The following is a 24,816-nucleotide window of genomic DNA, read 5'->3' as shown; positions in this document are numbered from 1 at the left end:
GGTGAGAACATAAATATGCTGTTACCCTGGAATGCTCCAGAAAGTTGTAAATCAAAATCTGAATAACAATATATATGCCAGTGGGATTCAAAATTCCCCACTGGCTATTTTAATTCAAGAATGTGCGTTTGACGGTTACGTATTCCAAGTTGTCCAGCACCGTTTGCTCCCCACATATACAGATCTCCGTCTTTTGTAACTGCTGCCGAGCTGTTTCCTCCTGCCGCTATCTGTACTATTTCTCCGGTTAAAACAGGTTCGTAATCATGATTTTCTTCTGAAGATTCTTGTTTAGCAGGTATTACAACAACGATACTTATCGGTTCATCAAACACCTCAACAATTTTTGAGCTTACACTGCCGTCATTTGAAACAGAAACTTCATTTTTTCCTTTTGGCAAGTAAATTATAGCTGTACCTTTTACATCTGTTCTTTTAAAATTGTTTATAAGCGCATTTTTTATTAAATTACCATTAGTATCCCTTACCAAAACTTTAACCTTATACCTTATATGCGGGCAAGTAGTAAAGTCAAACTCATTATAGTCGAGCGAATAATACATATCTGCAATTTTCCATGATGTAGATACTAAATCTTTTCCAAATTTCAAACTATCTAAATTTAAAAATTTTGCATAAACAGACATTTCAAATTTACAACCAAATTCACCTTTAATACACAAATTACAATCATGTTCAAAATCACTGCTATTGTTTGATTCAAGTGCCGCACTTACTTCCGGCCCGACTTCAACTGAAAATCCACCTTCAGCAAGAGCTCCAAGAACATGTAATCTGCCTGTTGCTCTTAATCCAATAAAAACCTTTCCCTCAAAATTAAATTGTGTTTCTACTTGTGGAGATTTGCATAAATTTTTAACTCCTTCTGAATTAGATAAACTAAAGCCTACCTGATTTCTAATAATTGCGTTTAATGTTATAGAAATCGTCCCTTCAAAAACCAACTCCGGTTCTACACTTATATACAGTCCCGGTACAGGTGATACTCCATATTCACCCAAACTAAAGCTGTATGAAAATTGTTTAAAAGATAATTCCAACTTTAAATCTATTGTTTGTTTTGATATAAATTCTATATACTGATATGCGAAAGAAACATATACTTTTGCTGAAGTTGAAATACCAAAACCAAATGTGCCTTTTATAGAAACATCCTCTTCAGGTTCGTATTCAATATAAAATTCATCAGCATTTGAAAGTTCTCCGTCTATACTAACTGCTCTTGAATTTTTCTTCTTTGTTTCATTTTTTTGAGGTTTAAGGTATTCACTCTTTTTTGTGTTATCATAAGCAAAATCTGACTTCTTTGCAGTACTGTCTATTTTCATATAATCAAATACTTCATTAATTTCAGTATCCGCACCTGTAATAGTCGCAGTTGTACCGTCTATGGTAATAGTTGCAACCTTAACTACAAGTGCATTGCCTTCACTATAATTATATGAAAAAATATCACCTTCTTTGAGTGATGAAATACTTTCGTCTATATTTTCAATTACATATGTTTTTGTGGTATCATCGCTTTTTGTAACCTTGTTTTTATCGCTTGAATCATCGACAAGCTTTACATTTTCCTTATAAACGGCAAAGTTATTGTCCTTTTCGTTATCAAAATTAAGAACCTTGTCCTCGTCAAAGTCGTCTGTTGTCTTTGCAAGGAATTCCTGCATTTCTTTTGTGTACATCGGAGAAGAGTATGCAGTACACAAAGGCTTGTTTGTTTCAGTATCAATAAGATAGCCCTTTAAATAAAAATACTGCGGCATTTCTTCTGTATCAAAGGTAACATTCTTTTCGGTTTCACCCTTTTATACCTCTGTTGTGCCTGTAGTAATAAGCGTATCGCAGCTTTCGTTGTAAACAGCAACAAGCAAAGTTGCGTCAACAACAGTTTCAAAAGAAACAGCCGCCTCATTGCCCGTCACTTCAACAGAAAATACATTACATCCGTTATTTTCCTCTGTTTCTTCGTTCTTCTCTTCGATTTCACTTGCAAGCATTGTACCTACCGAGTTCGTTCCCTGAACTGATAGGTTATTTTGAATGTTTGCGTTTTGCGAGCTTGCATTTTTATCATTTGTAACTGCACTTGCACTGACTGTAAATATTGAAAATACAATTGTAATTACAAGAGTTAATGCAATAAATTTGTTTAAAAATTGTTTAATTTTCATATTTCTCTCCTTAATTTTAACAAATTAACAATATTATACATTAAGTAAAAACATTTTGCAACTGCAAGTGACATTTTAGTGCAATATCTTTACGCAAAACAGCGGATGTCTAAATGACATCCGCTGTTAATTTCTATCCTTTTATAGTTTTTATATAATTATTAATTACACCATCAGGCTGCAAACGAGGTCTGCATATTCGCCCGGATTTTCAATCGGGAGTCCTGCAATGAGGAGTGCCTGATCGTAAAGGAGTTCTGCATACTTCTTTGCTTTTTCAATGTCTGTCTGTACAGCACTTTCCATTGCCTTTACGGCTGAATGGTTCATATTAAGCTCAAGAACTCGCTGAGCCTTCATACCGCTGTCAGGCTGAACTGCGTTGAAGTATTTTTCCATTTCAAATGAAATTCCGCCCTTTGCAGTAAGGCAAACAGGGTGAGAAACAAGCTTTTTGGAGGCAACAACCTCTGAAACCTTGTCGCCGAGTGTTTCTTTTACAAAGGTGAGGATTGCACTGCTGTCCTTTTCTTCCTCTTTGTTCTCGTCATTTTCAATACCGAGGTCATCGTTTGTAGCTGAGCAGAAACGCTTATCCTTGTACTGCATAAGGGTCTGGAGTGAAAACTCGTCAATTTCCTCTGTGCAGTAGAGAATCTCATATCCCTTTGAACGCAAAAGCTCTGTCTGTGGGAGGTTGTCGATTGATGCGATGTTCTCGCCTACAGCAAAATAGATGAACTTCTGATCCTCTTTCATTCTGTCAACATACTCAGAGAGGGTAACAAGCTTTTTCTCTGTTGAGGAGTAATACATAAGTAAATCCTGCAATTCCTCTTTGTGCATACCATAGTCAGAGGCAACACCGTACTTGAGCTGTCTGCCAAAGGCATTGAAGAATTTCTCGTAGTTTTCCCTGTCATTTGCAAGCATTGAAGTAAGCTCGTTTTTAATCTTCTTTTCAATGTTCTGAGCAATAGTAATAAGGTGACGATCGTGCTGGAGCATCTCTCTTGAAATATTGAGTGAGAGGTCGGCACTGTCAACAATTCCCTTTACAAATCTGAAATGCTCAGGCAAAAGCTCCTCGCAGTTATCCATAATAAGCACACCGCTTGAGTAAAGCTGGAGTCCCTTTTTATATTCCTTTGTATAGTAGTCATAAGGCGCCTGTGACGGAATGAAAAGCAACGCCTTGTAAGTAACAACGCCCTCTACAGAGGTAACGATTGTACGCAAAGGCTTTTCCATAGCCATAAACTTCTCACGATAGAAGTTGTCGTACTCCTCCTGCTTAACATCCTTTTTGGCTCTCTGCCAGATTGGGAGCATACTGTTAAGAGTTTCGGTTTCTGTGTAGTCCTCATACTCCGGCTTGTCGCTGTCCTTGGTTTCTTCCTTAACTATGCTGTGAGTCATATCCATCATAATCGGATAACGGATATAGTCGGAATACTTCTTGATAAGTCCCTGAATTCTATACTGCTCAAGGAATTCGTCATAGTTTTCTTCCTCTGTGTTATCCTTGATTTCAAGCACAATGGTTGTACCGATTTCATCCCTCTGTGCCTCGGTGATTTCATAGCCGTCTGCACCGTCCGACTCCCACTTGTATGCAGTGTCTGAGCCGTATTTCTTGGTAACAACAGTAATCTTCTTTGCTACCATAAAAGCTGAGTAAAAGCCAACGCCAAACTGACCGATAATATCAATATCGTCCTGCTTTTCGCTCATTTCCTGCTTAAACTTGTATGAGCCGGAAGAAGCGATTGTGCCGAGGTTATTCTCAAGGTCGTCCTTGTCCATACCAATACCGTTATCGGTTATTGTAAGTGTACGGTTTTCCTTGTCGGGCTTTATAAAAATCTTAAAATCATCTCTGCTCATATTGAGCTTATCGTCTGTGAGAGCAATAAAGCAAAGCTTGTCAATAGCGTCGCTTGCGTTTGAAATAAGCTCTCTGAGGAAAATCTCCTTATGAGTATAAATTGAATTAATCATCAGGTCGAGAAGTCTTTTTGACTCTGATTTAAATTCTTTCTTAGCCATAAAATTACTTCCTTTTTAATTAATAATGTGTACTACATTCTTTCGTACTAATATTATATTATACTACAAATTCGTTATATTTTCAATAGATAAAGTGTTGGTTATGTACAGCACAAAAAAGGCGGTAACGGTCGGGAATTAAAAGTTTTTAGATTGCCTATGCTTTCTGCTCGGACAAAAAAATTTAGGTCGAGCCTTTTTAAAGGCTCGACCTAAATTTTATATTAATTATCCAAAGCTTTCTGCTAAACCATAATTTACCCCAACTATTAAAAAGCCAAAAAAGGCTTCGTCAAAAGACGAAGCCTTAAATTGTGAAAATATTAAGCTATACGATTAAGCCTTACCAACTGAACCGAAGAGTTCCATTTTCTCTTTAACAGTAGCCTTGATAGCCTCTGCACCAGGAGCGAGGAGCTTTCTTGGGTCAAAGCCCTTGCCCTCTAAGTCCTTACCTGCTTCAACATACTTTCTTGTAGCGTCAGCAAATGCGAGCTGGCACTCTGTGTTTACATTGATCTTTGAAACGCCGAGTGAGATAGCCTTCTTAATCATATCAGCAGGGATACCTGTACCGCCGTGGAGAACGAGTGGCATATCACCTGTGAGCTGCTGAATAGCATCAAGAGTTTCAAAGCTAAGGCCCTGCCAGTTTGCAGGATACTTGCCGTGAATGTTACCGATACCTGCAGCGAGCATTGTTACGCCGAGGTCAGCAACCATTTTACATTCCTTAGGATCAGCACATTCGCCCATACCGATAACGCCGTCTTCCTCACCGCCGATTGAACCAACTTCAGCCTCAAGTGAAAGACCGAGAATGTTACAAGCAGCAACGAGCTCCTTAGTCTTAGCGATGTTTTCTTCGATTGGATAGTGTGAACCGTCAAACATAATTGAGCTGAAACCTGCCTTAATACAAGCCTTAGCACCTTCGTATGAACCGTGGTCAAGGTGAAGAGCAACAGGAACAGTAATGTTAAGCTCCTCGAGCATACCATTTACCATACCAACGATTGTCTTGTAACCGCACATATATTTACCGGCACCCTCAGATACACCGAGAATTACAGGTGAGTTAAGCTCCTGAGCAGTTAAAAGAATTGACTTTGTCCACTCAAGGTTGTTGATGTTGAACTGACCAACTGCATAGTGGCCTGCTTTTGCTTTTGTAAGCATTTCTTTAGCGTTTACTAATGGCATATTAATCTTCCTTTGTAGTAAATTTTCGGAACTATAAAGCATAGTCGTCCGAGTTACTTTTATTATACAATATATTTTTTCAAATATAAAGCCTTTTGCAAAAGTTTTTTGCTTTTTTGCAGAAAATACAGGAAAAATCTCGAAAAATCACCTAATTTTCAATATATACTCACATAAGCGTGATATAATTTTGTTGCTTTTAAAGTAATAAAGATATATAATATTTATTAAAGCTATGGAAATTTTTACTTTAGTTTAATTATAAACAGCACTTTTACTCTGATAAGGAGATATATTTATGGACAATAATTTTAACAATAATCAGTTCGAGCCTGAAAAGCCTTTTACTGAAAAGCCGAGCGAACCACAGTCTGCTCCTGCTTTTAATAATGAAAGCACCACTCCTCAACCGGTTGCAGAAGAACCGACGGTTCAGCCTACAGAAGAAAGCAGCTTTGAGCCGCAAAAGCCTTTTGAAAACGGATTTAACACTTTTCAGCCACAGCAAAACACTTTTAATCAGCAGCCACAAGGCTATGAACCGCCACAACCAAACGGCTATTATCAGCATTCCCCTAACAGTGGACAGTATAACCAAAACTTTAACCAATCATACAATCCGCAGTATCAACAGCCGTTTAATCCGCAACAACCGCAATACCCACCATACGGCAATCCACAGGCAAGACCGCCTTATCAGCCGCAGCATCAGCAATACGGTCAGCCACAGCAATATGCACAACAGCCGTACCAGCCACAGTACCAGCAATACGGTCAGCCGAATTATCAGCCAAACGGTGGATACAACCACTCACCATATCAACCGTATTCACAGCCAACAGTTGACTATTCAAACACATATGCACAGCCGCCAAGGCCAAATATGCCACGCAAAAAAATGACACCCGGCATAATTGTAATAATAGTTGTGCTGTCGCTCCTCTGCGTTGGCAGTCTATGCGGAATTGTAGCGTACATAGCCTCACAGTCTAACAATAACAGTGGCAACTCAGGCAACAGCTACACATTCACCATACCAAGTGACAATCCATATTTTGACAACAACAATACTAATTCAAGCGAGCACAGCGAGTCCGACTACAGCGACAAAACAAATTCATCATACGAGGGAATTGATTTAAAGGCAAAGCCGAGTGACTCAAAGGACTCAAAATACAACACAGAGTACGCAAGCAACGAGGTTACCGACTCAATCGTTGGTGTACTTTGCTACACAGATGAGATTTCCGATGACTCACAATGCGAGTCACAGGGCAGTGGAATTATTCTTACATCAGACGGCTATGTAATTACAAATTCTCATGTAATCGGCAACAGCAAAACTCTTTACCTCATTCAGGTTGTTACCTCAGACGGCAAGCAGTACAAGGCAGGTGTTGTAGGCTACGACTCACGCACAGACCTTGCACTTCTTAAAATGGACGATGCAAGCGGACTTAAAGCCGCAAGCTTTGGCAACTCAAAGGATATTTCACTTGGTGAAAGCGTAATTGCCATTGGCAATCCGGGCGGAATTAAGTACAACAACTCAATCACACAGGGCATTGTATCTGCCGTTGACAGACAGAGCAGTATTACAACCAATGTTAAGTTTATTCAGACAGACGCAGCTATCAATCCCGGCAACTCAGGCGGTGCGTTAATCAATATGTACGGTCAGGTAATCGGCGTTTCATCTGCAAAAATCGCCGCAACCGATTACGAGGGAATGGGATTTGCCATTCCGTCAGCCACAGTAAAAACCGTAATTGATGATATTATGAAGTACGGCTATGTACAGGGCAGAGTGAAGATTGGCGTTACCGGTGAAAATGTACAGGGCAACGGCAACACACCGTCAGGCATTGCGATTTACAGCATTGACGATGACGGCCCGTGTGCAAACACAGGACTTAAAGAAAACGATATTATCACAGGTGCAGACGGCAAAAAGATAAGCAACTTTGCCGAGTTTTATGATGTACTCGAAAGCCATAAAGCCGGTGATTCTATTGAGCTTGAGTATTACCGCCCGTCAAACGGAAATACAGATAAGGTAACAATTACCTTGCAGGAAAGTAAGTAATAAAATTCTATAATCATAATGACCGCTGTTCGATAATGACAGCGGTTGTTTTTTGTAAATTATTGTTTGTAACGGTCGGGAATTTTATGCTTGAATTATTGCAGACTTTATACTCGAACATAAAAATTTGGTCAACCTTTTTCAAAGGTTGTGGGTGTGGGCAAAGCCCACAATACTTTAAACTAACGCAAGGTTTTTATAGCCAAACAGCTTGCTGTTTGGCGGCTTGAACGAAAGGGCGAAAGCCTTATAATGCGATAGCAACACAAAACAGAAAAGATATTTTTCAATTTATAAACGATTTTTTATTAAAAGACTGTCGCCTGTTTTGTCAAACTTTGCTTTAGCACACAAACAGCGTTGCTGTTTGTGCCTTATAAATTGCAATGGAAACAGCTTTCTTGGGCGTTGCCCAAACCCACGAGCCTTTAAAAAGGCTCGACCTAAATTTTATGTCCGAGCAGAAAGCATAGACAATCTTAATACTTTTAATTCCTGACCGTTACTAAATCATTGCCGGGAACAATAATTATATCCTTTTGCAAACTGTATTTTCGTAATAAAAATGTTAATAACTATGTTGATGATTGTTAAAAGGTGACACCCAAGCAAAAGCCCGACCTCATTTACGAAGTCGGGCATAAGTTTTACTTTCTTCTCTTAACAAACGGAACAGGAGTTTTATCGTACTCATCAAGTCTGTTGCCATAGAGATAATAATTGGTTTCCTTTGTAATAACAGGAGCAAGCACCACTATTGCAAAGATATTCGGCAATGTCATAAGTGCGTTGAAAATATCAGACATTGTCCATACAATATCGAGTGAAGTAATCGGAGCAATAAGAAGAATGATTATAAATAATACCTTGTAAGGAATAATTCTCTTTGGGCCAAAGAGGTAATCTACACAGCTCTCAGCATAGTAGCTCCAGCCAAGAATTGTTGAGAAAGCAAACAATACAATACCTACAACAAGTATTGGTGTGCCTATGTACGGAATCTGAGCAAATGCCGCAGATGTAAGGTCACCGCCCTCGATTGACGCTGTATCAATGTTCGGGTTCTTAATACATGAACTTACAATTACAAGACCTGTCATAAGACATACAACAACAGTATCCCAAAATGTGCCTGTTGAAGAAATGAGTGCCTGACGAACAGAGTTTCTTGACTGAGCGGCAGAAGCAACAATAGGTGCAGAACCCATGCCGGATTCATTACTGAAAAGACCTCTTGCCACACCGTAACGAGCAGCAACCATAATGCCTGTGCCCGCAAGACCGCCGCCCAATGCCTTAAAGCTGAAAGCTGACTGACAAATAAGCATAACTGTCTGCCAAAGCACGTCAAAGTTGATTACAAGAATAACAATACAACCGATAACATAGAGAATTGCCATAAGCGGGACGAGCTTTTCGCATACCTTTGAAATTGACTTGATACCGCCAAAAATTACAAGGGCAACGCAGATAGCAATTACAATACCGGAAATAAGAGCAACCACCGAAATATCCATTCCAAAGAAATGAATCATATATGTTTTATCCGGATTGAATGTAGTATCCATAATTTTAGCAATAGCATTTGTCTGAACACCACAGCCTACACCAAATGAAGCAAACAAAGCAAAAATCGCAAACAATATGCCTGCCCATTTAAAGTTAATGCCCGTCCTTTTGGACACACCGTTTTCAATGGCATACATTGCACCGCCACGCATTTTACCGTCAGGAGTTTTTACTCTGTACTTAACTGCAATAAGCGATTCGGCATATTTTGTTGCAATACCAAACACACCCGAAAGCCAACACCAAAGCACCGCACCTGCACCGCCAAGTGCAATAGCTGTACCCACACCAATTATATTACCTGTACCTATGGTGGAGGCAAGTGCTGTTGTCAAAGCCTGAAACGGGCTGATGTCGCCGTCTGAGTCAGGGTCTTTGGTTACAGAAAGTTTAATCGCCTTAAATGTTTTTCGCTGAACAAACTTTGTTCTGACGGTCATATAAATGTGTGCACCAAGCAAAATTACAATCATTGGCACGCCCCATAGAATGTCGTCAAACTTTGTAAAAAAGTCATTCAGCATTTGTAGAAAATCCATTGAGTTCAATCCCTTCTTCTTTTTTGCTCAATTACTCAAGCTCCCTCAAAATCCTTTTTACATCACACAGTCCGTTTGCTACATCGTGCAAAAGCGGAAGTATATCATCACTCGGCTTGTCAAGGTCGGGTACCATTACAGTTACACAACCTGCTGAGCTTGCCGATTTAATGCCGTTTGGAGAGTCCTCAAGTGCCACACAGCTTTGCGGAGAAAGCGAAAGCATTTCTGCCGCCTTGAGGTAGATGTCGGGTGCAGGCTTGCCAATCTTTACCATTGACGCACTCACCGTCACATCAAAATATTTATATAAATCGTGAGCCTTGAGGTATTTCTCTGCCCTTTCGGGTGCAGTTGCCGTTGCAAGGGCAACCTTGTAGCCGTTTCCCTTTAAGTAAACAAGTAACTCCTTTGCACCCGGCTTTGCTTCAATGCCGTTTTGCTCCACATATTTATCCATAAGCTCAACCCTTTTTCTGCGAACAGCATCATAGTCAAAGCCGTCGCCAAAAATGCCCTTGAGCTTTTCAGACGCAAGCGGACGAGCCATACTTCTGATTGAAAGTGCGTGCCTTTTTTCCATTGGAAAGCCGTAAAATCTGCCTGCCTCGCACCAAAAACGAACATAAAGCTTCTCGGAATCGAGAATAACTCCGTCCATATCAGAAATCAATCCCTGAATTTTCATCGCTCACACCTCTTTTTTATCTGTAAATTAGATATAAAAATACCTGTACATATAAGTATTACCGAAACAATCGTTGCCACGCTGAGCACATTTTCACCCAGCATAATACCCGAAAGCATTGTGCCGAACACAGGCACAAGCAGGTTAAACACGCAAATTCTGCTTGCGTGGTGATGCTTTAACAAAGCTGTCCAAACAGCAAATGCCGCAGCCGACACAAAAGCAAGCCACAACAACACAAGCAATGCCTTTACACTGCCAAAGCTGAGTCTGCCGCCTGTTACAAAACCTGCAATCAGCAGTAAAATTCCGCCGAACAAAAGCTGAAAGCCAGTCACAGTCATAGGCTCTCGGTCACGAACAACGCCCTTTGAAATAAAGTTGCCCGCAGTAGCCGATACCGTTGACATCAATATCATAAAGTCGCCAAACAGCGTGTCTGCACTCACACCGCCACCGCTGTTTACACACAAAACACCGCAAAAGCCGAGCACACAACCGATTATTTTACAAATGTTCAGTTTGTCCGACTTAAAAAACAGCGGAGCAAAAAGCACCGTAAAAAATGTAGCACAGGCGGTAATCACCGAGGTGTTGGCACCGCTTGTAAATCCTATGCCAATATATGTAAAAATATACTGCCCGAAAGTCTGCACCGAACCGAGCAGCATAACGGGCATAATGCCGTTTTTCTCAATTTTAGGCAAGCGTTTGTTCTTGACTAAAAAAATGAAAAGCACCATTATTCCTGCAAGGGTAAACCTCGCACCTGCAAAAAGCAGCTTTGAACCAATGTCGTTTTCCTCTATGCCAAACTCGGCATAGCCTACCTTTATAAAAGGAAACGCTGTGCCCCAAAGCAAGGTACAGAATATTGCAAGTGCGGCGGCTACCTTGTAATTTTTTATGCTCATCAGCTTAAATAAGGCTTTAATTCTTCAAGCAGTGCTTCCTTTTTGCGAAGACCTGTAAGTCTAAGCACTTCTTCACCGTCTTTAAAAAGAATAAGCGTAGGAATACTCATAACACCAAAGTAGTCGGCAACCTGACGCTCGGTTTCAACATTAAGCTTAAAAAATTTCATCTGTGAGCCAATCTCTGTAGAAAGCTCCTTGAAAACAGGACCCATCATTCTGCAAGGACTGCACCACTCTGCCCAGAAATCTACCAGTACAGGCACATCTGCACCCAAAACCTCAGCCTCAAAATCTTCTGAAATAATTTCTTTAACCATAGCAATACCTCCTGCTTTTATTATTATCACAAATAAACTCTTTATCAGCAAAATAAAAAATTTACTGCTATTTTACATTATAACAGAATATACGCTTTTTTTCAACTTTTTTTGCAGTTCATAAATTTAATTATGTGAATAAAAACCGCAATTTGCATATACATATAGTAACTATAGGATTACTTAGGCATAAAATAATCTGAAAGGATGATTCGCTATGGACAATAAATACCCATTTGTAAACACTCCCCTACGCTATCCATACAACGCACTTGAACCGTACATTGACGAAAAAACTATGATATTGCATCATGACAGGCATCTGCAGGCATACATCGACAAGCTGAACGCATTGATGTGCGAATGCAGACAAATTCAAAAGCTGAGCTTACACGAGCTATTAAAAAATCCCTGCCGTATTCCTGAGGAAAAACGCAGAGATGTTATAAACAATGCCGGTGGCGTGTATAACCACAGATTTTATTTTAACGGTATGAGTCCCGACTGCCGAGGACTTGAGCGTGGTGTGCTTCACAGAAAAATGAGCGAAAGCTTTACAAGCTTTGAAAATTTCAAGAATGAATTTACAAGTGCCGCAATGTCGGTTTTTGGCTCCGGCTACGCTTGGCTTGTATTTGACGGCAAAAGGCTGAGAATTATCACCACAAAAAATCAGGACACACCCCTTTGCCGAGGCCTTACTCCGATTCTTAATATTGATGTGTGGGAACACGCCTATTACTTAAAACACTACAACGACCGAAAAGCATATATTGAGGATTTCATTAAAGTGGTTAATTGGGCAATGGCAGAAAAACGACTATGCAATCAGTAAAGCAAAGTTTTTAACATTTGTTTGTTGCCGATGTTAAAAACTTTGAGATTGCCTATGCTTTCTGCTCGGACAAAAAATTTAGGTCGAGCCTTTTTAAAGGCTCGTGGGTTTGGGCAACGCCCAAGAAAGGTTGTTTTCATTGCAAATTTTAAGGCACAAACAGCGTTGCTGTTTGTGTGCCAAAGCAAAGTTTGATAAAACAGGCAACAGCCTTTTAAAAAAATAATTAATTCTTCACTATATAACGAATGACTTTTCTTGTTGCTGTCGCAATTATAAGGCTTTCGCTATTGTGTTCAAGCCGCCAAACAGCAAGCTGTTTGGCTATCGGAAATTTGCGTAAATAAAAAGTATTTGTGGGCTTTGCCCACACCCACAACCTTTGAAAAAGGTTGACCAAATTTTTATTTCCGAGTATAAAGTATGTGTTAATTTAAGCAAAAGTTTCCCGACCGTTACAAACCATAATTTACCCAACTATAAAAAACAAAAGTCATAAAAATACCGAGCATTGCAATCAATACTCGGTATTTCGGTTATTTTAATTTACTTTTTCTCCTCTTTCGGCTCAACTTCTTTTTCAAAGTTAGCGGCGTCGGAGGCATTTGCAGTATTAAATTTATAATCCTTACCGGGGAAAATCGCATTAAGAACAATACCTGCGATTGATGCAACGGCAAGCGGTGAAAGTGTAATTGTTGCACTGCCGATTGCAAAACTTACTGTATCGCTTGAAAGTCCGAGCGCACATACAAGGATTACAGCGGCAACAATAAGGTTACGGCTTTTTGTAAAGTCAACCTTATTTTCTACAACATTTCTTACGCCGATTGCAGAAATCATACCGTAAAGCACGAATGAAATACCGCCGATAATGCAGCTTGGAATTGAACCGATAATTGCAGATACAATCGGGAAGAACGATACTCCAACCGCAAAGAAAGCGGCAATTCTGATTACTCGTGGGTCATAAACCTTTGTAAGTGCGAGCACACCTGTGTTCTCACCGTAGGTTGTGTTAGCAGGACCGCCAAAAAGTGATGCGATTGTGGTTGCGATACCGTCACCACTGAGTGTTCTGTGAAGGCCCGGATCCTGAATATAATTGTTGCCTGTTGTCGAACCGATAGCACAAATATCACCGATGTGCTCCATCATTGTAGCAAATGCGATAGGAACAATGGCAATAATTGATGATGCAATGAGGGCAGTATTTAAATAATCAATGCCACCGAACACAGTCTTTTCCCAGTGAATAGGAATACCGATAAGACCTTCGCTGCCAAAAATATTGCCCTTAGCAATATTGTCGCAAATGACATTCACACTTGTGAAATCAAAAATAGGCTGATAAACGCCGTTTGCGTCCGCACCGCCTGAGAATAACCAAGGCATATCCTGAATAAGACTTGGATTTGCCTGTGAAATAAAGTAAAGCACAAGACCAAAACCATATGAAATGAGCAAACCGAGGATAATCGGAATGATTTTGGCCATTCCCTTGCCCCAAATGTTGAAAATAACGATAACGGCAAGTGCGACTACCGCAAGCAGCCAGTTGGTAGTGCAGTTAGAAACCGCTGACGGAGCAAGTCCAAGACCGATTGCAATAATGATAGGACCTGTAACAACAGGAGGGAAAAATCTCATTACCTTATCAATGCCAACCGCTTTGATGATTGCGGCAAGTACAAAATATACAAGTCCGGCACAAGCTACACCGAGGCAAGCATACGGGAGCATACTGTTAGGGTCATCGGGTGAAAGTGCCTTAATTGCGGCATAACCGCCAAGAAAAGCAAATGATGAGCCAAGAAATGCCGGCACTTTGAACTTTGTTATACAATGAAACAAAAGTGTGCCAAGACCTGCCATAAGCAGGGTTGTGGAAATGTCAAGTCCTGTGATGATCGGTACGAGAATAGTTGCTCCAAACATAGCAAACATATGCTGAATACCGAGAATTATCATCTTCGGCTTGCCGAGTTTTCGTGCATCATAGATTGCACCGTTGTTTTTATCCATTTTAATTCCTCTTTCTATTTTTTGAGCTTATCCTGTAAAAAGCCCTATTCTTATTAATTATACATTCTTGTTATACCAAAAGCAATATATTTTTATTATATGCGTAAAATACAGCTTTTTATGTTGATAAGAGGATAAAGAAATAAAATGATAAAACGAATTATTAGTTAAAAAAGGTTTATCAACGGTCGGAAATTTTGCTTTAATCAGCACAGATTTTATACTTGAAAATAAAAATTTGGTCAACCTTTTTCAAAGGTTGTGGGTGTGGGCAAAGCTCACAAATGTTTTTAGCTTTCGCAAAGTTTTGATAGCCAAACAGTTTGCTGTTTGGTGACTTGAGCGAAAGGGTGAAAAACTTATAATTGCGATAGCAACACAAAAAGCCAATATTCTTTATTTATTATTAATGAAGTATTTCTTTTAAAGGGCTGTCGCCTGTTTTTACCAATTTTGATGTAGCACCACAAACAGCGTTGCTGTTTGTGCCTTATAAATTGCAATAAAAACAACTTTTTTGGGCGTTGCCCAAATCCACGAGCTTTAAAAAAAGCTCGACCTAAATTTTTTGTCTTGCAAAATCTAACCAACGTTTCTGAATTACTGTACCACTTCAACATTAAACACAAAACAAAACAGCCCACAAATGTGAGCTGTTCTTAAATATCGTTTATACTAATTAAGCAAGTCTTGTAACATTGCCCTGTGCATCAACATTAATTGTTACGGTGATTGACTTTGTTGTTTTGTCACTTGTAAAATATACAAGCTTATATGTTCCTGTGCCGGCTCTCTTGCCTGTGAGGTTAAATGTATATTTGTTTGTCTTAAAATCATAATTTACATTAACCTTTGCAATGTCATTATCTGTTGAGTAGTCCCAGTTGTAGCCATAAGAAGTTTCGCCGTAGCCGATAAATGTAAGTGACTTTGCCTTTGCTACCTGAACAGTAGATGTTGTAGTTGCAGGTGTAAGTTCCTTTGCTGATGCCATTGTTGCGGTTGCCGCCATTGCTGAAACTGCGATGATTGCTGTACCTACGATTGCTGTGAGTCTTCTCATTGTTTTTGTGTTTTTCATTTTAAATTTCTCCTTTAAACTGTATCAGATTTTATTTTATTTTTGTCCGTTGGGTTTGTTCCCTTGACTGTGACTATAGTATATCAAACAGACTAAGACAAAATCGGGACAAATATAAAGGAAATTTTTAAAAATTGAAAAGTTTTTTAATAACATAAAAAACGACAATTATACAAAGCAAAAGATAATGTTTCTATTCAGCTAAAAGGGTTATGGGAACGGGCAAAGCTTATAAATACTTTTTCGGGAATTTATCAACGGTTGGAAAGTTATGATTTAGCAAGGGTCGGGAAATTTTTGCTTGAATTAATACATACTTTATGCTCGGACATAAAAATTTGGTCAACCTTTTTCAAAGGTTGTGGGTGTGGGCAAAGCTCACAAATGTTTTTAGCTTTCGCAAAGTTTTGATAGCCAAACAGTTTGTTGTTTGGTGACTTGAGCGAAAGGGTGAAAAACTTATAATTGCGACAGTAACTCAAAAAGCCATTATTCTTTATTATTAATGAAGTATTTCTTTTAAAGGGCTGTCGCCTGTTTTATCAAACTTTGATGTATCATACAAACAGCGTTGCTGTTTGTGCCGGAAAATTTGCAATGGAAACAACTTTTCTTGGGCGTTGCCCAAACCCACGAGCCTTAAAAAGACTCAAACTAAATTTTTTATTCGAACAGAAAGCGTAGACAATCTCAAAATTTTAGCTCCCGACCATTACTAAGTCATTGTCAGGAACAAGAAAATTATTCTTTTGCAAACTAACTTCCCGTAATAAAAACAACAATTCAAGAATATCGCCGCAACATTTAAAGCAAAGCAATAAAAACAAATACAAAAAGAGCCGACTCTTACGAATCGGCTCAATTTATTTAAGAAAGTATTATAAATTCAAAGTGAATTACTCGTTAATAGCGATAACTGCACCTGAACCTACTGTTCTACCACCCTCACGGATAGCGAAACGAAGACCTACTTCGATAGCGATTGGAGTGATAAGCTCAACATCCATCTCAACGTTATCGCCAGGCATACACATCTCTGTACCCTCTGGGAGTGAGATTGTACCTGTAACGTCAGTTGTTCTGAAGTAGAACTGTGGACGGTAGTTGTTGAAGAATGGTGTATGACGGCCACCCTCGTCCTTAGTAAGAACGTAAACCTGACCACGGAACTTTGTGTGTGGGTGAATTGTACCTGGCTTAGCAAGTACCTGACCTCTCTGAATGTCAGTTCTCTGAACACCACGGAGGAGTACACCTACGTTGTCACCAGCCTCAGCATAGTCAAGAGTCTTTCTGAACATCTCAAGACCTGTAACAACAACTTTTCTCTTCTCATCTGTAAGACCAACGATCTCAACTTCCTCAGAAGTTCTGATCTGACCTCTTTCAACTCTACCTGTAGCAACTGTACCACGACCTGTGATTGTGAATACGTCCTCAACAGGCATAAGGAATGGCTGGTCAGCCTTACGGTCAGGAGTTGGGATGAACTCGTCAACAGCAGCCATAAGCTCGTGAATGCAAGCATACTCAGGAGCCTTAGGATCCTTAGAATCGCTTGTAAGTGCGAGGTAAGCTGAACCCTTGATGATTGGTGTGTCATCGCCTGGGAAGTCATACTCGTTGAGGAGGTCACGGATCTCCATCTCTACGAGCTCAAGAAGCTCAGGATCGTCAACCTGGTCAGTCTTGTTCATGAATACTACGATGTAAGGTACACCTACCTGACGAGAAAGAAGGATGTGCTCTCTTGTCTGAGGCATAGGACCATCAGCAGCTGATACAACGAGGATAGCACCATCCATCTGAGCAGCACCAGTGATCATGTTCTTTACATAGTCAGCATGGCCTGGGCAGTCAACGTGAGCATAGTGACGGTTTTCTGTCTCGTACTCAACGTGAGCTGTGTTGATTGTAATACCACGCTCTCTCTCTTCAGGAGCCTTATCGATGTTAGCGTAATCAACGAAGTCAGCGTCGCCTTCTAAGTTGAGAACCTTTGTAATTGCAGCTGTAAGTGTTGTTTTACCATGGTCAACGTGGCCGATTGTACCAATGTTTACATGTGGTTTATTTCTTTCGAATTTTTCTCTTGCCATTGGAAATTTCCTCCTTAAAAATGGTATTTCATTGTAATTTGCATTACAATAGATTTAATGCTATTGTACCAACAAATTAGCAAAAAATCAAGAGGTTTTCATAAAAAACCTTATATATTTAGCAAAAAGGATTAATTAGTCCTTCTTAGCTCTCTCGCTCATAATCTTTTCAGCAATGTTCTTTGGAACTTCAGCATATGTGTCTGGCTCCATTACATACTGACCACGGCCCTGTGTCTTAGAACGCATATCAGTAGCATAACCGAACATCTCAGAAAGTGGAACATGAGCAGTAACTCTCTGAGCACCGTTCTCAGCTTCCATGCTCTGGATCATACCACGGCGTGAGTTAAGGTCGCCGATAACATCACCGAGGTACTCGTCTGGAACGATAACTGTAACCTTCATAATAGGCTCAAGGAGAACAGGATCAGCTTTTCTCATAGCCTCTTTGAATGCCATAGAACCGGCAATCTTAAATGCCATTTCTGATGAGTCAACCTCGTGGTAAGAACCATCATAAAGCTCAACCTTAACGTCAACTACATTGTAACCTGCGAGTACACCGCTGAGCATAGCACCCTGGATACCCTGGTCAACAGCAGGAATATATTCCTTAGGAATAGCACCGCCGACAATGTTATTAACGAACTCGTAACCCTTGTCCTTGTTAGGGAATACATTAATCTTAACATGACCGTACTGACCCTTACCACCTGACTGACGAGCATACTTCTCATCAACAGAAGCCTCTGTACGGATAGTTTCTTTGTAAGCTACCTGAGGAGCACCTATGTTAGCCTCTACCTTAAATTCACGGAGAAGACGGTCAACGATGATTTCAAGGTGAAGCTCACCCATACCAGCGATGATTGTCTGTCCGGTTTCTTCATCAGTATAAGCACGGAATGTTGGGTCTTCTTCTGCAAGCTTTGCAAGAGCAATACCCATTTTCTCCTGACCTGCCTTAGTCTTAGGCTCGATAGCTACTCTGATAACAGGCTCCGGGAACTCCATAGACTCAAGAATTACAGGATTCTTTTCGTCGCAGAGTGTGTCACCTGTTGTTGTATTTTTAAGGCCAACAGCAGCAGCAATATCACCTGCATAGCAGCAGTCGATATCTTTTCTGTCGTTAGCGTGCATCTGAAGAATTCTGCCCATACGCTCGTTGTTGTCTTTTACTGAGTTGTAAACTGTATCGCCAGCTTTTACAACACCAGAGTAAACTCTGAAGAAGCAGAGCTTACCAACGAATGGGTCAGTAGCAATCTTAAATGCGAGAGCCGCAAACGGCTCTTTATCAGAAGAATGTCTTTCAACCTCTTCGCCTGTCTCAGGGTCTGTACCCTTGATAGCAGGAACGTCGGTTGGAGCAGGCATATAATCGATAATAGCATCAAGGAGCATCTGAACGCCCTTGTTACGGTATGAAGAACCGCAAGTTACAGGAACCATTGTATTGTCGATTGTAGCTTTTCTGATAACTTTCTTGATTTCATCTATAGAAATTTCCTCGCCGCCGAAGTATTTCTCCATAAGCTCCTCGTCAAGCTCAGCAACTGACTCGATGAGTTTCTCATGATACTCATTAGCAAGATCCTGCATGTTCTCAGGAATTTCTTCCTCACTGTAATCTGTACCGTCTTCGTTATGGTAAATCTCAGCCTTCATAGTTACGAGGTCGATAATACCTGTGAAGTCGCTTTCGGCACCGATTGGGAGCTGAATCGGAACAGCATTACATTTAAGTCTGTCCTTCATCATCTGAACAACATGGTAGAAGTTAGCACCCATGATGTCCATTTTATTTACGTAAACCATTCTTGGTACGCCGTAGTTGTCAGCCTGACGCCATACGGTTTCAGACTGAGGCTCAACGCCGCCCTTAGCACAAAGAACTGTTACAGAACCGTCAAGAACACGAAGTGAACGCTCAACTTCAACAGTGAAGTCAACGTGACCAGGTGTGTCGATGATGTTGATTCTGTGTTTCTTGTACTGCTGCTTGCTACCAAACCAGAATGCTGTTGTTGCAGCAGAAGTGATTGTGATACCACGTTCCTTCTCCTGAACCATCCAGTCCATGGTTGAAGCACCATCGTGTGTTTCGCCGATTTTATGGTTTACGCCAGTGTAATACAGGATACGCTCTGTTGTTGTGGTTTTACCGGCATCGATGTGAGCCATGATACCGATATTTCTTGTCTGTTCAAGTGAAACCTGTCTTGGCATAAAATCCTCCTCTAAAAATTACTCTGATAACAAAAATTACCATCTGTAATGAGCGAAAGCCTTGTTTGCTTCAGCCATCTTGTGAGTGTCTTCACGCTTTTTGAAGGCACCGCCTGTGCTGTTTGTAGCATCGAGAATTTCTCCTGCAAGTCTTTCCTTCATTGTTCTTTCATTTCTGGCTCTTGAGTAAGTTGAAATCCAACGAAGACCGAGTGTCTGTCTTCTCTCCGGACGAACCTCCATAGGAACCTGATATGTTGCACCACCTACACGGCGAGCCTTAACCTCGAGAACTGGCATTACATTTTCCATAGCCTGCTCGAAAACCTCAAGTGGGTTATTACCTGTCTTATCAGCAATGATTTCAAATGCACCGTAAACAATCTTCTGAGCAACGCCCTTTTTACCGTCGTACATAATGTTATTGATAAGACGAGTTACAAGTTTTGAATTATAAAGCGGATCTGGTAATACGTCACGCTTCGCAATAGAACCTCTTCTTGGCACTTTGGTTCCCTCCTTCACAATAATTGAGATATCATAGGTACTCGAAAGCGACAAACTCCCGTATGCCAACAAGAAATCCATACATATATATAGAAATCCTGCCGCATAGCAGAACTTAAAATCAATTTAAGTCGAAGTTATGTCAATTCCTTATTTACCTGCCTTTGGACGCTTTGCGCCATACTTAGAACGAGACTGCATTCTTCCTGCAACGCCCTGTGCGTCGAGTGTACCACGAACGATGTGATAACGAACACCAGGCAAGTCCTTTACACGGCCACCACGAATAAGAACAACGCTGTGCTCCTGAAGGTTGTGACCAACACCTGGAATGTAAGAGCTAACTTCGATACCGTTAGAAAGTCTTACTCTGGCAATCTTTCTGAGAGCTGAGTTAGGCTTTTTAGGTGTAGCAGTCTTTACGGCTGTGCACACACCTCTCTTCTGTGGTGAGCTCTGGTTGATAGCAACACGCTTCTTAGAGTTCCAACCCTTTAAGAGTGCAGGAGCCTTAGCTTTCTTTTCGGAAACCTCTCTGCCCTTTCTTACCAACTGGTTAAATGTAGGCATATTTTTTCCTCCTTCCCAAAATATTAAGAAATTGATAAACCGCCCTGACAAGCAGAGCTGATTTTGTAAAGCAAGGTGCAATTACACATTGCTCCACAATTTAGTATTATAACTCAACAAATATCCTTTTGTCAAGCATTTTTATCCCGATTTTACCGCAATTTTACTTGCATTTTTTAATTTTGTGCCGCAGCAGATAATATTTTACCCCATAATTTTCTCCATATACGGCAAAAACTGCTTTTCATTGATAAGAAAAGCAGTTTTGTATAAGCAATTTGTTAAATTTTAAGATTTACAATCAGTTGTTTTCAACCTTAAAGCCGTTGTCCTGAGCGTATTTTTCAGCAACAGAACCTTTCTTTGCTACGATAGTAAGGTCGTTTGCAGGAACATCTTCCTTATAATCAAAATCGCCGTAGCCTACACCCATATCTTCGATTTCAGTAACCGACTCAGGAATTGTAACCTTTTTAAGCTCTTCACAATCGAAAACAGCCTTGTCGCCAATATGCTCAACGCCGTCCTCAAAAACGATTTCAGTAACGCCATCTAAGCTCCACAAAGCGTAACCTTCAATATTCTTTACCGAACCCGGAATAATCAGCTTATAATTAAGCTCATCATCATCATAATCTGTCCAGTTGACAATATAGAATTCATAAATGCTTGTTACAGGCTTGCCATTAATAGTGCTTGGAACTTTTATTTCGAGGTTTTTGTCTGTACTGTTATAGCCAAAGAAGCCGGCATTATCAAAGTCTGTGATTTCAATTTCCTTGCCGTCGTTGATTTCTCTATAGTAGAAATGGCTTGTAGTATCCAAAAGCTTGTCATCCGAGCTGTTCTGAATATTTGAATAGAGGTCAGATATATATTTGCTTGTATCATCATCAATACTGCTGTACTGATCTACTAAATCATTAATACCGTCATTAATACCATCTTTTACTTTTTTGATTGCACTGCAAGCAACAACACCTATGATAATAGCGAGAATAAGGAAAATACCGCCTACAACGCTGGCAATAATAGCAGCAATCTTTCCGCCGCTCATACCCTTTTTAGGCTGATTTGGCATATTGTTGTTTGGCACATTTGTAAACTGCTGACCTGTGTAGCCGTTATTTACTGGCATACCGCTTGGCTGATTTGCCTGAGCAGAGTAGTCAAAAGGCTGTGGGTTTGAGTTATAATTCTGTGAGCCGTTCTGTGAACCATATACATTCTGTGTCGGCTCTGTATTGTAACTCTGTGAACCGAAGTTATTTGTCTGTGTCGGTTCTGAATTGTAGCTCTGTGAGCTGTAATTATTTGTCTGTACAGGCTCTGAGTTGTAGCTCTGTGAGCCAAAGTTATTGGCTGTAGGCTCTGAATTATAATTCTGTGCAGCAAAGCTGTCAGGCTGTGCGTTATCTGCAGCATTATCGTTTGCAGGCTGAGTTTCTACAGGATTAACCTCTTTTGCAGGCTCTTCTGTCGGTGCAGGAGTACCGCAGCTTGTACAGAACTTGCCTGTAATTTCGTTTCCACAATTAGGACATTTCATTATTATACCTCTTCCTTAAAATTAGAATATAATTTTATAATATTACTGCATAATTATACCATTTTGCAAGCTATAAAATCAACTGTGTTTATTTACAATTAAAATTATTCCAATATAACATTTTATATATTTTCATACAAAAAGAGGGTGTTTTAGTGTTAAGTAACATTAATAAATCATCGTTTGTAACGGTCGGGACTTTTTTGCTTAAATTATCACAGACTTTATACTCGGACATAAAAATTTGGTCAACCTTTTTCAAAGGTTGTGGGTGTGGGCAAAGCCAAAAAATACTTTTCTCTTACGCAAAGCTTCGATAGCCAAACAGCAAGCTGTTTGGTGACTTGAACACAACAGCGAAAGCCTTATAATTGCGACAGCAACACAAAAAGCCATTCTTCTTTATTATTTATTAATGAAGTGTTTCTTTTATAAGGCTGTCGCCTGTTTTGTCAAACTTTGGTGTATCACACAAACAGCGTTGCTGTTTGTGCCTGAAAATTTGCAATAAACACAGCTTTTCTTGGGCGTTGCCCAAACCCACGAGCCTTTAAAAAGGCTCGACCTAAATTTTTTGTTATTTAACCGAAACTTTCTGCTAAACCACAATTCCCAACTATCAAAAAGGCTCTCCTATGTGGAAAGCCTTTCGATTACTTATTCATATTCGATATACAATTCATTATCCTTTGCGTACTGGTCGGCTGCCGAGCCTTCCTTTACATAAAGATAGCATAATGTAGCACGAGTGTATTCCCTTTCGCCTACAGGGTTTCTGAACGAATCACCTGTGATTGCAAAGCCTGCCGCATGCTCACCGATATTTGTTACAGACTCTGGAATATGTATCTTTTTAAGAACAGTGCAGTCAACAATAGCATCAGGCTCAAGAGTTTCTACACCGTCCTCAAGGGTAAGTTCGGTAATATATTCTGTGTTATTGAATGTATCGGACTTAATAGTCTTTACTGTGCCCGGAATTGTAAGATGAATGTTAAAAATACCCGATGAAATCGGATTGCTTGTTTCGATTGGGGCAATATTGGTTACGGTCTTACCGTCAATCTCACTCGGAATAACAAAATTAAAAATGTAGGTATCATCAACTACTTCATCTGTAAAATCATCATAGTAGCCGTACTCATCAAGAGATACGATTGTAACTGTGCCGTCATCGTTATTTGTGTAGTAGCAATGCGAATCTTGGTCTAAATATCTGTCATTTGCATCTATAGATTGTGAAACCTTTACTGTACCGAGATATTTTTCGCTGTTTACGGCTGTTCTGAAAATCATATAGCCAACACCGCAAAGTCCTATAATAATTACGCCCACTACAATAAGAATTACAATGAGAGCAGTCCTTGACTTCCTCTTTTGTCGAGCATTTACTGCGTTAGCATAAGCAGGATTTGTGTAGCCGTTTGGCATTGCATTATTCTGATACGGGGCATTTCCATAGCTTGGCTGTGAAGTATAATTGTTCTGAGCATATCCATCTGCCGGCTGTGAATTGTAACTGCTCTGAGTATAGTCACTTGTCGGCTGTGAATTATTTATCGGCTGAGTAAACTGGTTTTCATCAGTTTTTTCCTCAGTTATAGGCATTTCCTGCTCTGCTTTCAAGGTTTCTTCCTGCTTTAAAGGCTGTTCTTCAGCATTTATCTGAGGCGTGGGCTCAAGTTCCTCCGGTGGTACAGGCTTACCGCAAAAGGTACAAACATTACCCTCAAATCTTTCTCCGCAATCGGGACATCTGTGCATTTTCTATTCCTCCAAATACATACCAATTATTTTACATATAATAGCATAATTATACCATTTTTACAAATATAAATTCAAGCATATTTTTCAATATAATAATTAGTGATTTAATAATTTATTTAACTAAAATGCATAACAAAAAGCTCTCCGTTTTGAAGAGCCTTGAATTTGTAATAAACTTTATCTATTCAATATTTTGGTGAGTAAATTATGGTTTTTATTACGAGAAGATAGTTTGCAAAGTAATAATTTTCTTGTTCCCGACAATGACTTAGTTGCGGTCGGGAGTTAAAAGTTTTGAAATTTGTCTAAATTTTTACTCGGACATAAAAATTTGGTCAACCTTTTTTCAAAGGTTGTGGGTGTGGGCAAAGCCCACAAATACTTTCGGCTTACGCAAATTTCCGATAACCAAACAGCCTGCTGTTTGGTGGCTTGAACACAACGGCGAAAGGCTTATAACTGCGATAGCAACATAAAAACCATTCTTCTTTATTATTTGTTAATGAAGTATTTCTTTTTAAATGCTGTCGCCTGTTTTATCAAACTTTGCTTTAGCACACAAACAGCGTTGCTGTTTGTGCCTTA

18 protein-coding genes are annotated in these 24,816 nt (G+C 39.9%); 2 read left to right on the top strand and 16 right to left on the bottom strand.

What is annotated here, in order from left to right:
- Positions 1-104 precede the first annotated feature (104 nt).
- The 4 genes from ACJMMI_RS10835 to fba form a co-directional block, all read right to left on the bottom strand.
- Positions 105-1,787, bottom strand: coding sequence for a hypothetical protein (locus ACJMMI_RS10835; RefSeq protein ID WP_405355599.1), 1,683 nt, complete (start codon positions 1,785-1,787; stop codon positions 105-107).
- Between the two features lie 42 nt (positions 1,788-1,829).
- On the bottom strand, positions 1,830-2,195 hold the full coding sequence (locus ACJMMI_RS10830) for a hypothetical protein (protein ID WP_405355598.1): 366 nt from the start codon (positions 2,193-2,195) through the stop codon (positions 1,830-1,832).
- A 165-nt stretch (positions 2,196-2,360) separates the two neighbouring features.
- Positions 2,361-4,244 (bottom strand): molecular chaperone HtpG, encoded by a 1,884-nt coding sequence (gene htpG / locus ACJMMI_RS10825; RefSeq protein ID WP_405355597.1) that lies wholly within the window; start codon positions 4,242-4,244, stop codon positions 2,361-2,363.
- 336 nt (positions 4,245-4,580) lie between these two features.
- Positions 4,581-5,447 carry a class II fructose-1,6-bisphosphate aldolase gene (gene fba, locus ACJMMI_RS10820; RefSeq protein ID WP_117705221.1) on the bottom strand — a complete coding sequence of 289 codons (867 nt, stop codon included), beginning with the start codon at positions 5,445-5,447 and terminating at the stop codon, positions 4,581-4,583.
- Positions 5,448-5,745: 298 nt separating this feature from the next.
- Between fba and ACJMMI_RS10815 the strand changes: the two genes are divergently transcribed.
- Complete coding sequence (locus ACJMMI_RS10815; protein WP_405355596.1) at positions 5,746-7,533, top strand: trypsin-like peptidase domain-containing protein; 1,788 nt, start codon at positions 5,746-5,748, stop codon at positions 7,531-7,533.
- A gap of 647 nt (positions 7,534-8,180) precedes the next feature.
- Here ACJMMI_RS10815 and ACJMMI_RS10810 read toward each other — a convergent pair.
- The 4 genes from ACJMMI_RS10810 to trxA are packed head-to-tail and all read right to left on the bottom strand — an operon-like array spanning position 8,181 to position 11,563.
- Positions 8,181-9,641 (bottom strand): alanine/glycine:cation symporter family protein, encoded by a 1,461-nt coding sequence (locus tag ACJMMI_RS10810; RefSeq protein WP_405355594.1) that lies wholly within the window; start codon positions 9,639-9,641, stop codon positions 8,181-8,183.
- A gap of 31 nt (positions 9,642-9,672) precedes the next feature.
- The gene (locus ACJMMI_RS10805) at positions 9,673-10,329 is read right to left on the bottom strand and encodes an HAD family hydrolase (RefSeq protein WP_405355593.1); all 657 of its coding nucleotides are present in this window, start codon (positions 10,327-10,329) and stop codon (positions 9,673-9,675) included.
- Positions 10,326-11,243, bottom strand: coding sequence for a DMT family transporter (locus ACJMMI_RS10800; RefSeq protein WP_405355592.1), 918 nt, complete (start codon positions 11,241-11,243; stop codon positions 10,326-10,328). Before ACJMMI_RS10800 ends, ACJMMI_RS10805 begins: the two co-directional genes overlap by 4 nt.
- Complete coding sequence (gene trxA, locus ACJMMI_RS10795) at positions 11,243-11,563, bottom strand: thioredoxin (RefSeq protein WP_405355591.1); 321 nt, start codon at positions 11,561-11,563, stop codon at positions 11,243-11,245. The genes ACJMMI_RS10800 and trxA overlap by 1 nt, the downstream gene beginning before the upstream one ends.
- A gap of 217 nt (positions 11,564-11,780) precedes the next feature.
- On the opposite strand from trxA, the gene ACJMMI_RS10790 reads away from it, so the two are divergent.
- Complete coding sequence (locus tag ACJMMI_RS10790) at positions 11,781-12,398, top strand: superoxide dismutase (protein ID WP_405355590.1); 618 nt, start codon at positions 11,781-11,783, stop codon at positions 12,396-12,398.
- Positions 12,399-12,944: 546 nt separating this feature from the next.
- Here ACJMMI_RS10790 and ACJMMI_RS10785 read toward each other — a convergent pair.
- From ACJMMI_RS10785 to ACJMMI_RS10750, 8 genes are all read right to left on the bottom strand, one after another.
- Positions 12,945-14,423 (bottom strand): uracil-xanthine permease family protein, encoded by a 1,479-nt coding sequence (locus ACJMMI_RS10785; RefSeq protein WP_405355589.1) that lies wholly within the window; start codon positions 14,421-14,423, stop codon positions 12,945-12,947.
- Between the two features lie 679 nt (positions 14,424-15,102).
- Positions 15,103-15,504, bottom strand: coding sequence for a hypothetical protein (locus ACJMMI_RS10780; protein ID WP_405355588.1), 402 nt, complete (start codon positions 15,502-15,504; stop codon positions 15,103-15,105).
- An 896-nt stretch (positions 15,505-16,400) separates the two neighbouring features.
- On the bottom strand, positions 16,401-17,603 hold the full coding sequence (gene tuf / locus ACJMMI_RS10775) for an elongation factor Tu (protein ID WP_405355587.1): 1,203 nt from the start codon (positions 17,601-17,603) through the stop codon (positions 16,401-16,403).
- 135 nt (positions 17,604-17,738) lie between these two features.
- Positions 17,739-19,838 carry an elongation factor G gene (fusA, locus tag ACJMMI_RS10770; RefSeq protein WP_405355586.1) on the bottom strand — a complete coding sequence of 700 codons (2,100 nt, stop codon included), beginning with the start codon at positions 19,836-19,838 and terminating at the stop codon, positions 17,739-17,741.
- 36 nt (positions 19,839-19,874) lie between these two features.
- Positions 19,875-20,345 carry a 30S ribosomal protein S7 gene (rpsG, locus tag ACJMMI_RS10765; protein WP_022234079.1) on the bottom strand — a complete coding sequence of 157 codons (471 nt, stop codon included), beginning with the start codon at positions 20,343-20,345 and terminating at the stop codon, positions 19,875-19,877.
- Positions 20,346-20,495: 150 nt separating this feature from the next.
- Complete coding sequence (gene rpsL, locus ACJMMI_RS10760; RefSeq protein WP_022234078.1) at positions 20,496-20,915, bottom strand: 30S ribosomal protein S12; 420 nt, start codon at positions 20,913-20,915, stop codon at positions 20,496-20,498.
- Positions 20,916-21,216: 301 nt separating this feature from the next.
- Positions 21,217-22,464: a leucine-rich repeat protein gene (locus ACJMMI_RS10755; protein ID WP_405355585.1), complete on the bottom strand. Its 1,248-nt coding sequence runs from the start codon at positions 22,462-22,464 to the stop codon at positions 21,217-21,219.
- A gap of 657 nt (positions 22,465-23,121) precedes the next feature.
- The gene (locus tag ACJMMI_RS10750) at positions 23,122-24,228 is read right to left on the bottom strand and encodes a leucine-rich repeat protein (protein ID WP_405355583.1); all 1,107 of its coding nucleotides are present in this window, start codon (positions 24,226-24,228) and stop codon (positions 23,122-23,124) included.
- Positions 24,229-24,816: the final 588 nt, after the last annotated feature.

Origin of the sequence: Ruminococcus sp. (assembly GCF_045129435.1) — a bacterium.
In the GTDB taxonomy this organism is placed as follows: Bacteria; Bacillota; Clostridia; order Oscillospirales; family Acutalibacteraceae; genus Ruminococcoides.
This window is presented reverse-complemented; position numbering and strand designations above follow the sequence as displayed.

Coding starts and splice junctions, on each gene's coding strand:
- ACJMMI_RS10835 (WP_405355599.1), bottom strand. CDS start 1,787: ATGCCGCAGTATTTTTATTTAAAGGGCTATCTTATTGATACTGAAACA.
- ACJMMI_RS10830 (WP_405355598.1), bottom strand. CDS start 2,195: ATGAAAATTAAACAATTTTTAAACAAATTTATTGCATTAACTCTTGTA.
- htpG (WP_405355597.1), bottom strand. CDS start 4,244: ATGGCTAAGAAAGAATTTAAATCAGAGTCAAAAAGACTTCTCGACCTG.
- fba (WP_117705221.1), bottom strand. CDS start 5,447: ATGCCATTAGTAAACGCTAAAGAAATGCTTACAAAAGCAAAAGCAGGC.
- ACJMMI_RS10815 (WP_405355596.1), top strand. CDS start 5,746: ATGGACAATAATTTTAACAATAATCAGTTCGAGCCTGAAAAGCCTTTT.
- ACJMMI_RS10810 (WP_405355594.1), bottom strand. CDS start 9,641: ATGGATTTTCTACAAATGCTGAATGACTTTTTTACAAAGTTTGACGAC.
- ACJMMI_RS10805 (WP_405355593.1), bottom strand. CDS start 10,329: ATGAAAATTCAGGGATTGATTTCTGATATGGACGGAGTTATTCTCGAT.
- ACJMMI_RS10800 (WP_405355592.1), bottom strand. CDS start 11,243: ATGAGCATAAAAAATTACAAGGTAGCCGCCGCACTTGCAATATTCTGT.
- trxA (WP_405355591.1), bottom strand. CDS start 11,563: ATGGTTAAAGAAATTATTTCAGAAGATTTTGAGGCTGAGGTTTTGGGT.
- ACJMMI_RS10790 (WP_405355590.1), top strand. CDS start 11,781: ATGGACAATAAATACCCATTTGTAAACACTCCCCTACGCTATCCATAC.
- ACJMMI_RS10785 (WP_405355589.1), bottom strand. CDS start 14,423: ATGGATAAAAACAACGGTGCAATCTATGATGCACGAAAACTCGGCAAG.
- ACJMMI_RS10780 (WP_405355588.1), bottom strand. CDS start 15,504: ATGAAAAACACAAAAACAATGAGAAGACTCACAGCAATCGTAGGTACA.
- tuf (WP_405355587.1), bottom strand. CDS start 17,603: ATGGCAAGAGAAAAATTCGAAAGAAATAAACCACATGTAAACATTGGT.
- fusA (WP_405355586.1), bottom strand. CDS start 19,838: ATGCCAAGACAGGTTTCACTTGAACAGACAAGAAATATCGGTATCATG.
- rpsL (WP_022234078.1), bottom strand. CDS start 20,915: ATGCCTACATTTAACCAGTTGGTAAGAAAGGGCAGAGAGGTTTCCGAA.
- ACJMMI_RS10755 (WP_405355585.1), bottom strand. CDS start 22,464: ATGAAATGTCCTAATTGTGGAAACGAAATTACAGGCAAGTTCTGTACA.
- ACJMMI_RS10750 (WP_405355583.1), bottom strand. CDS start 24,228: ATGCACAGATGTCCCGATTGCGGAGAAAGATTTGAGGGTAATGTTTGT.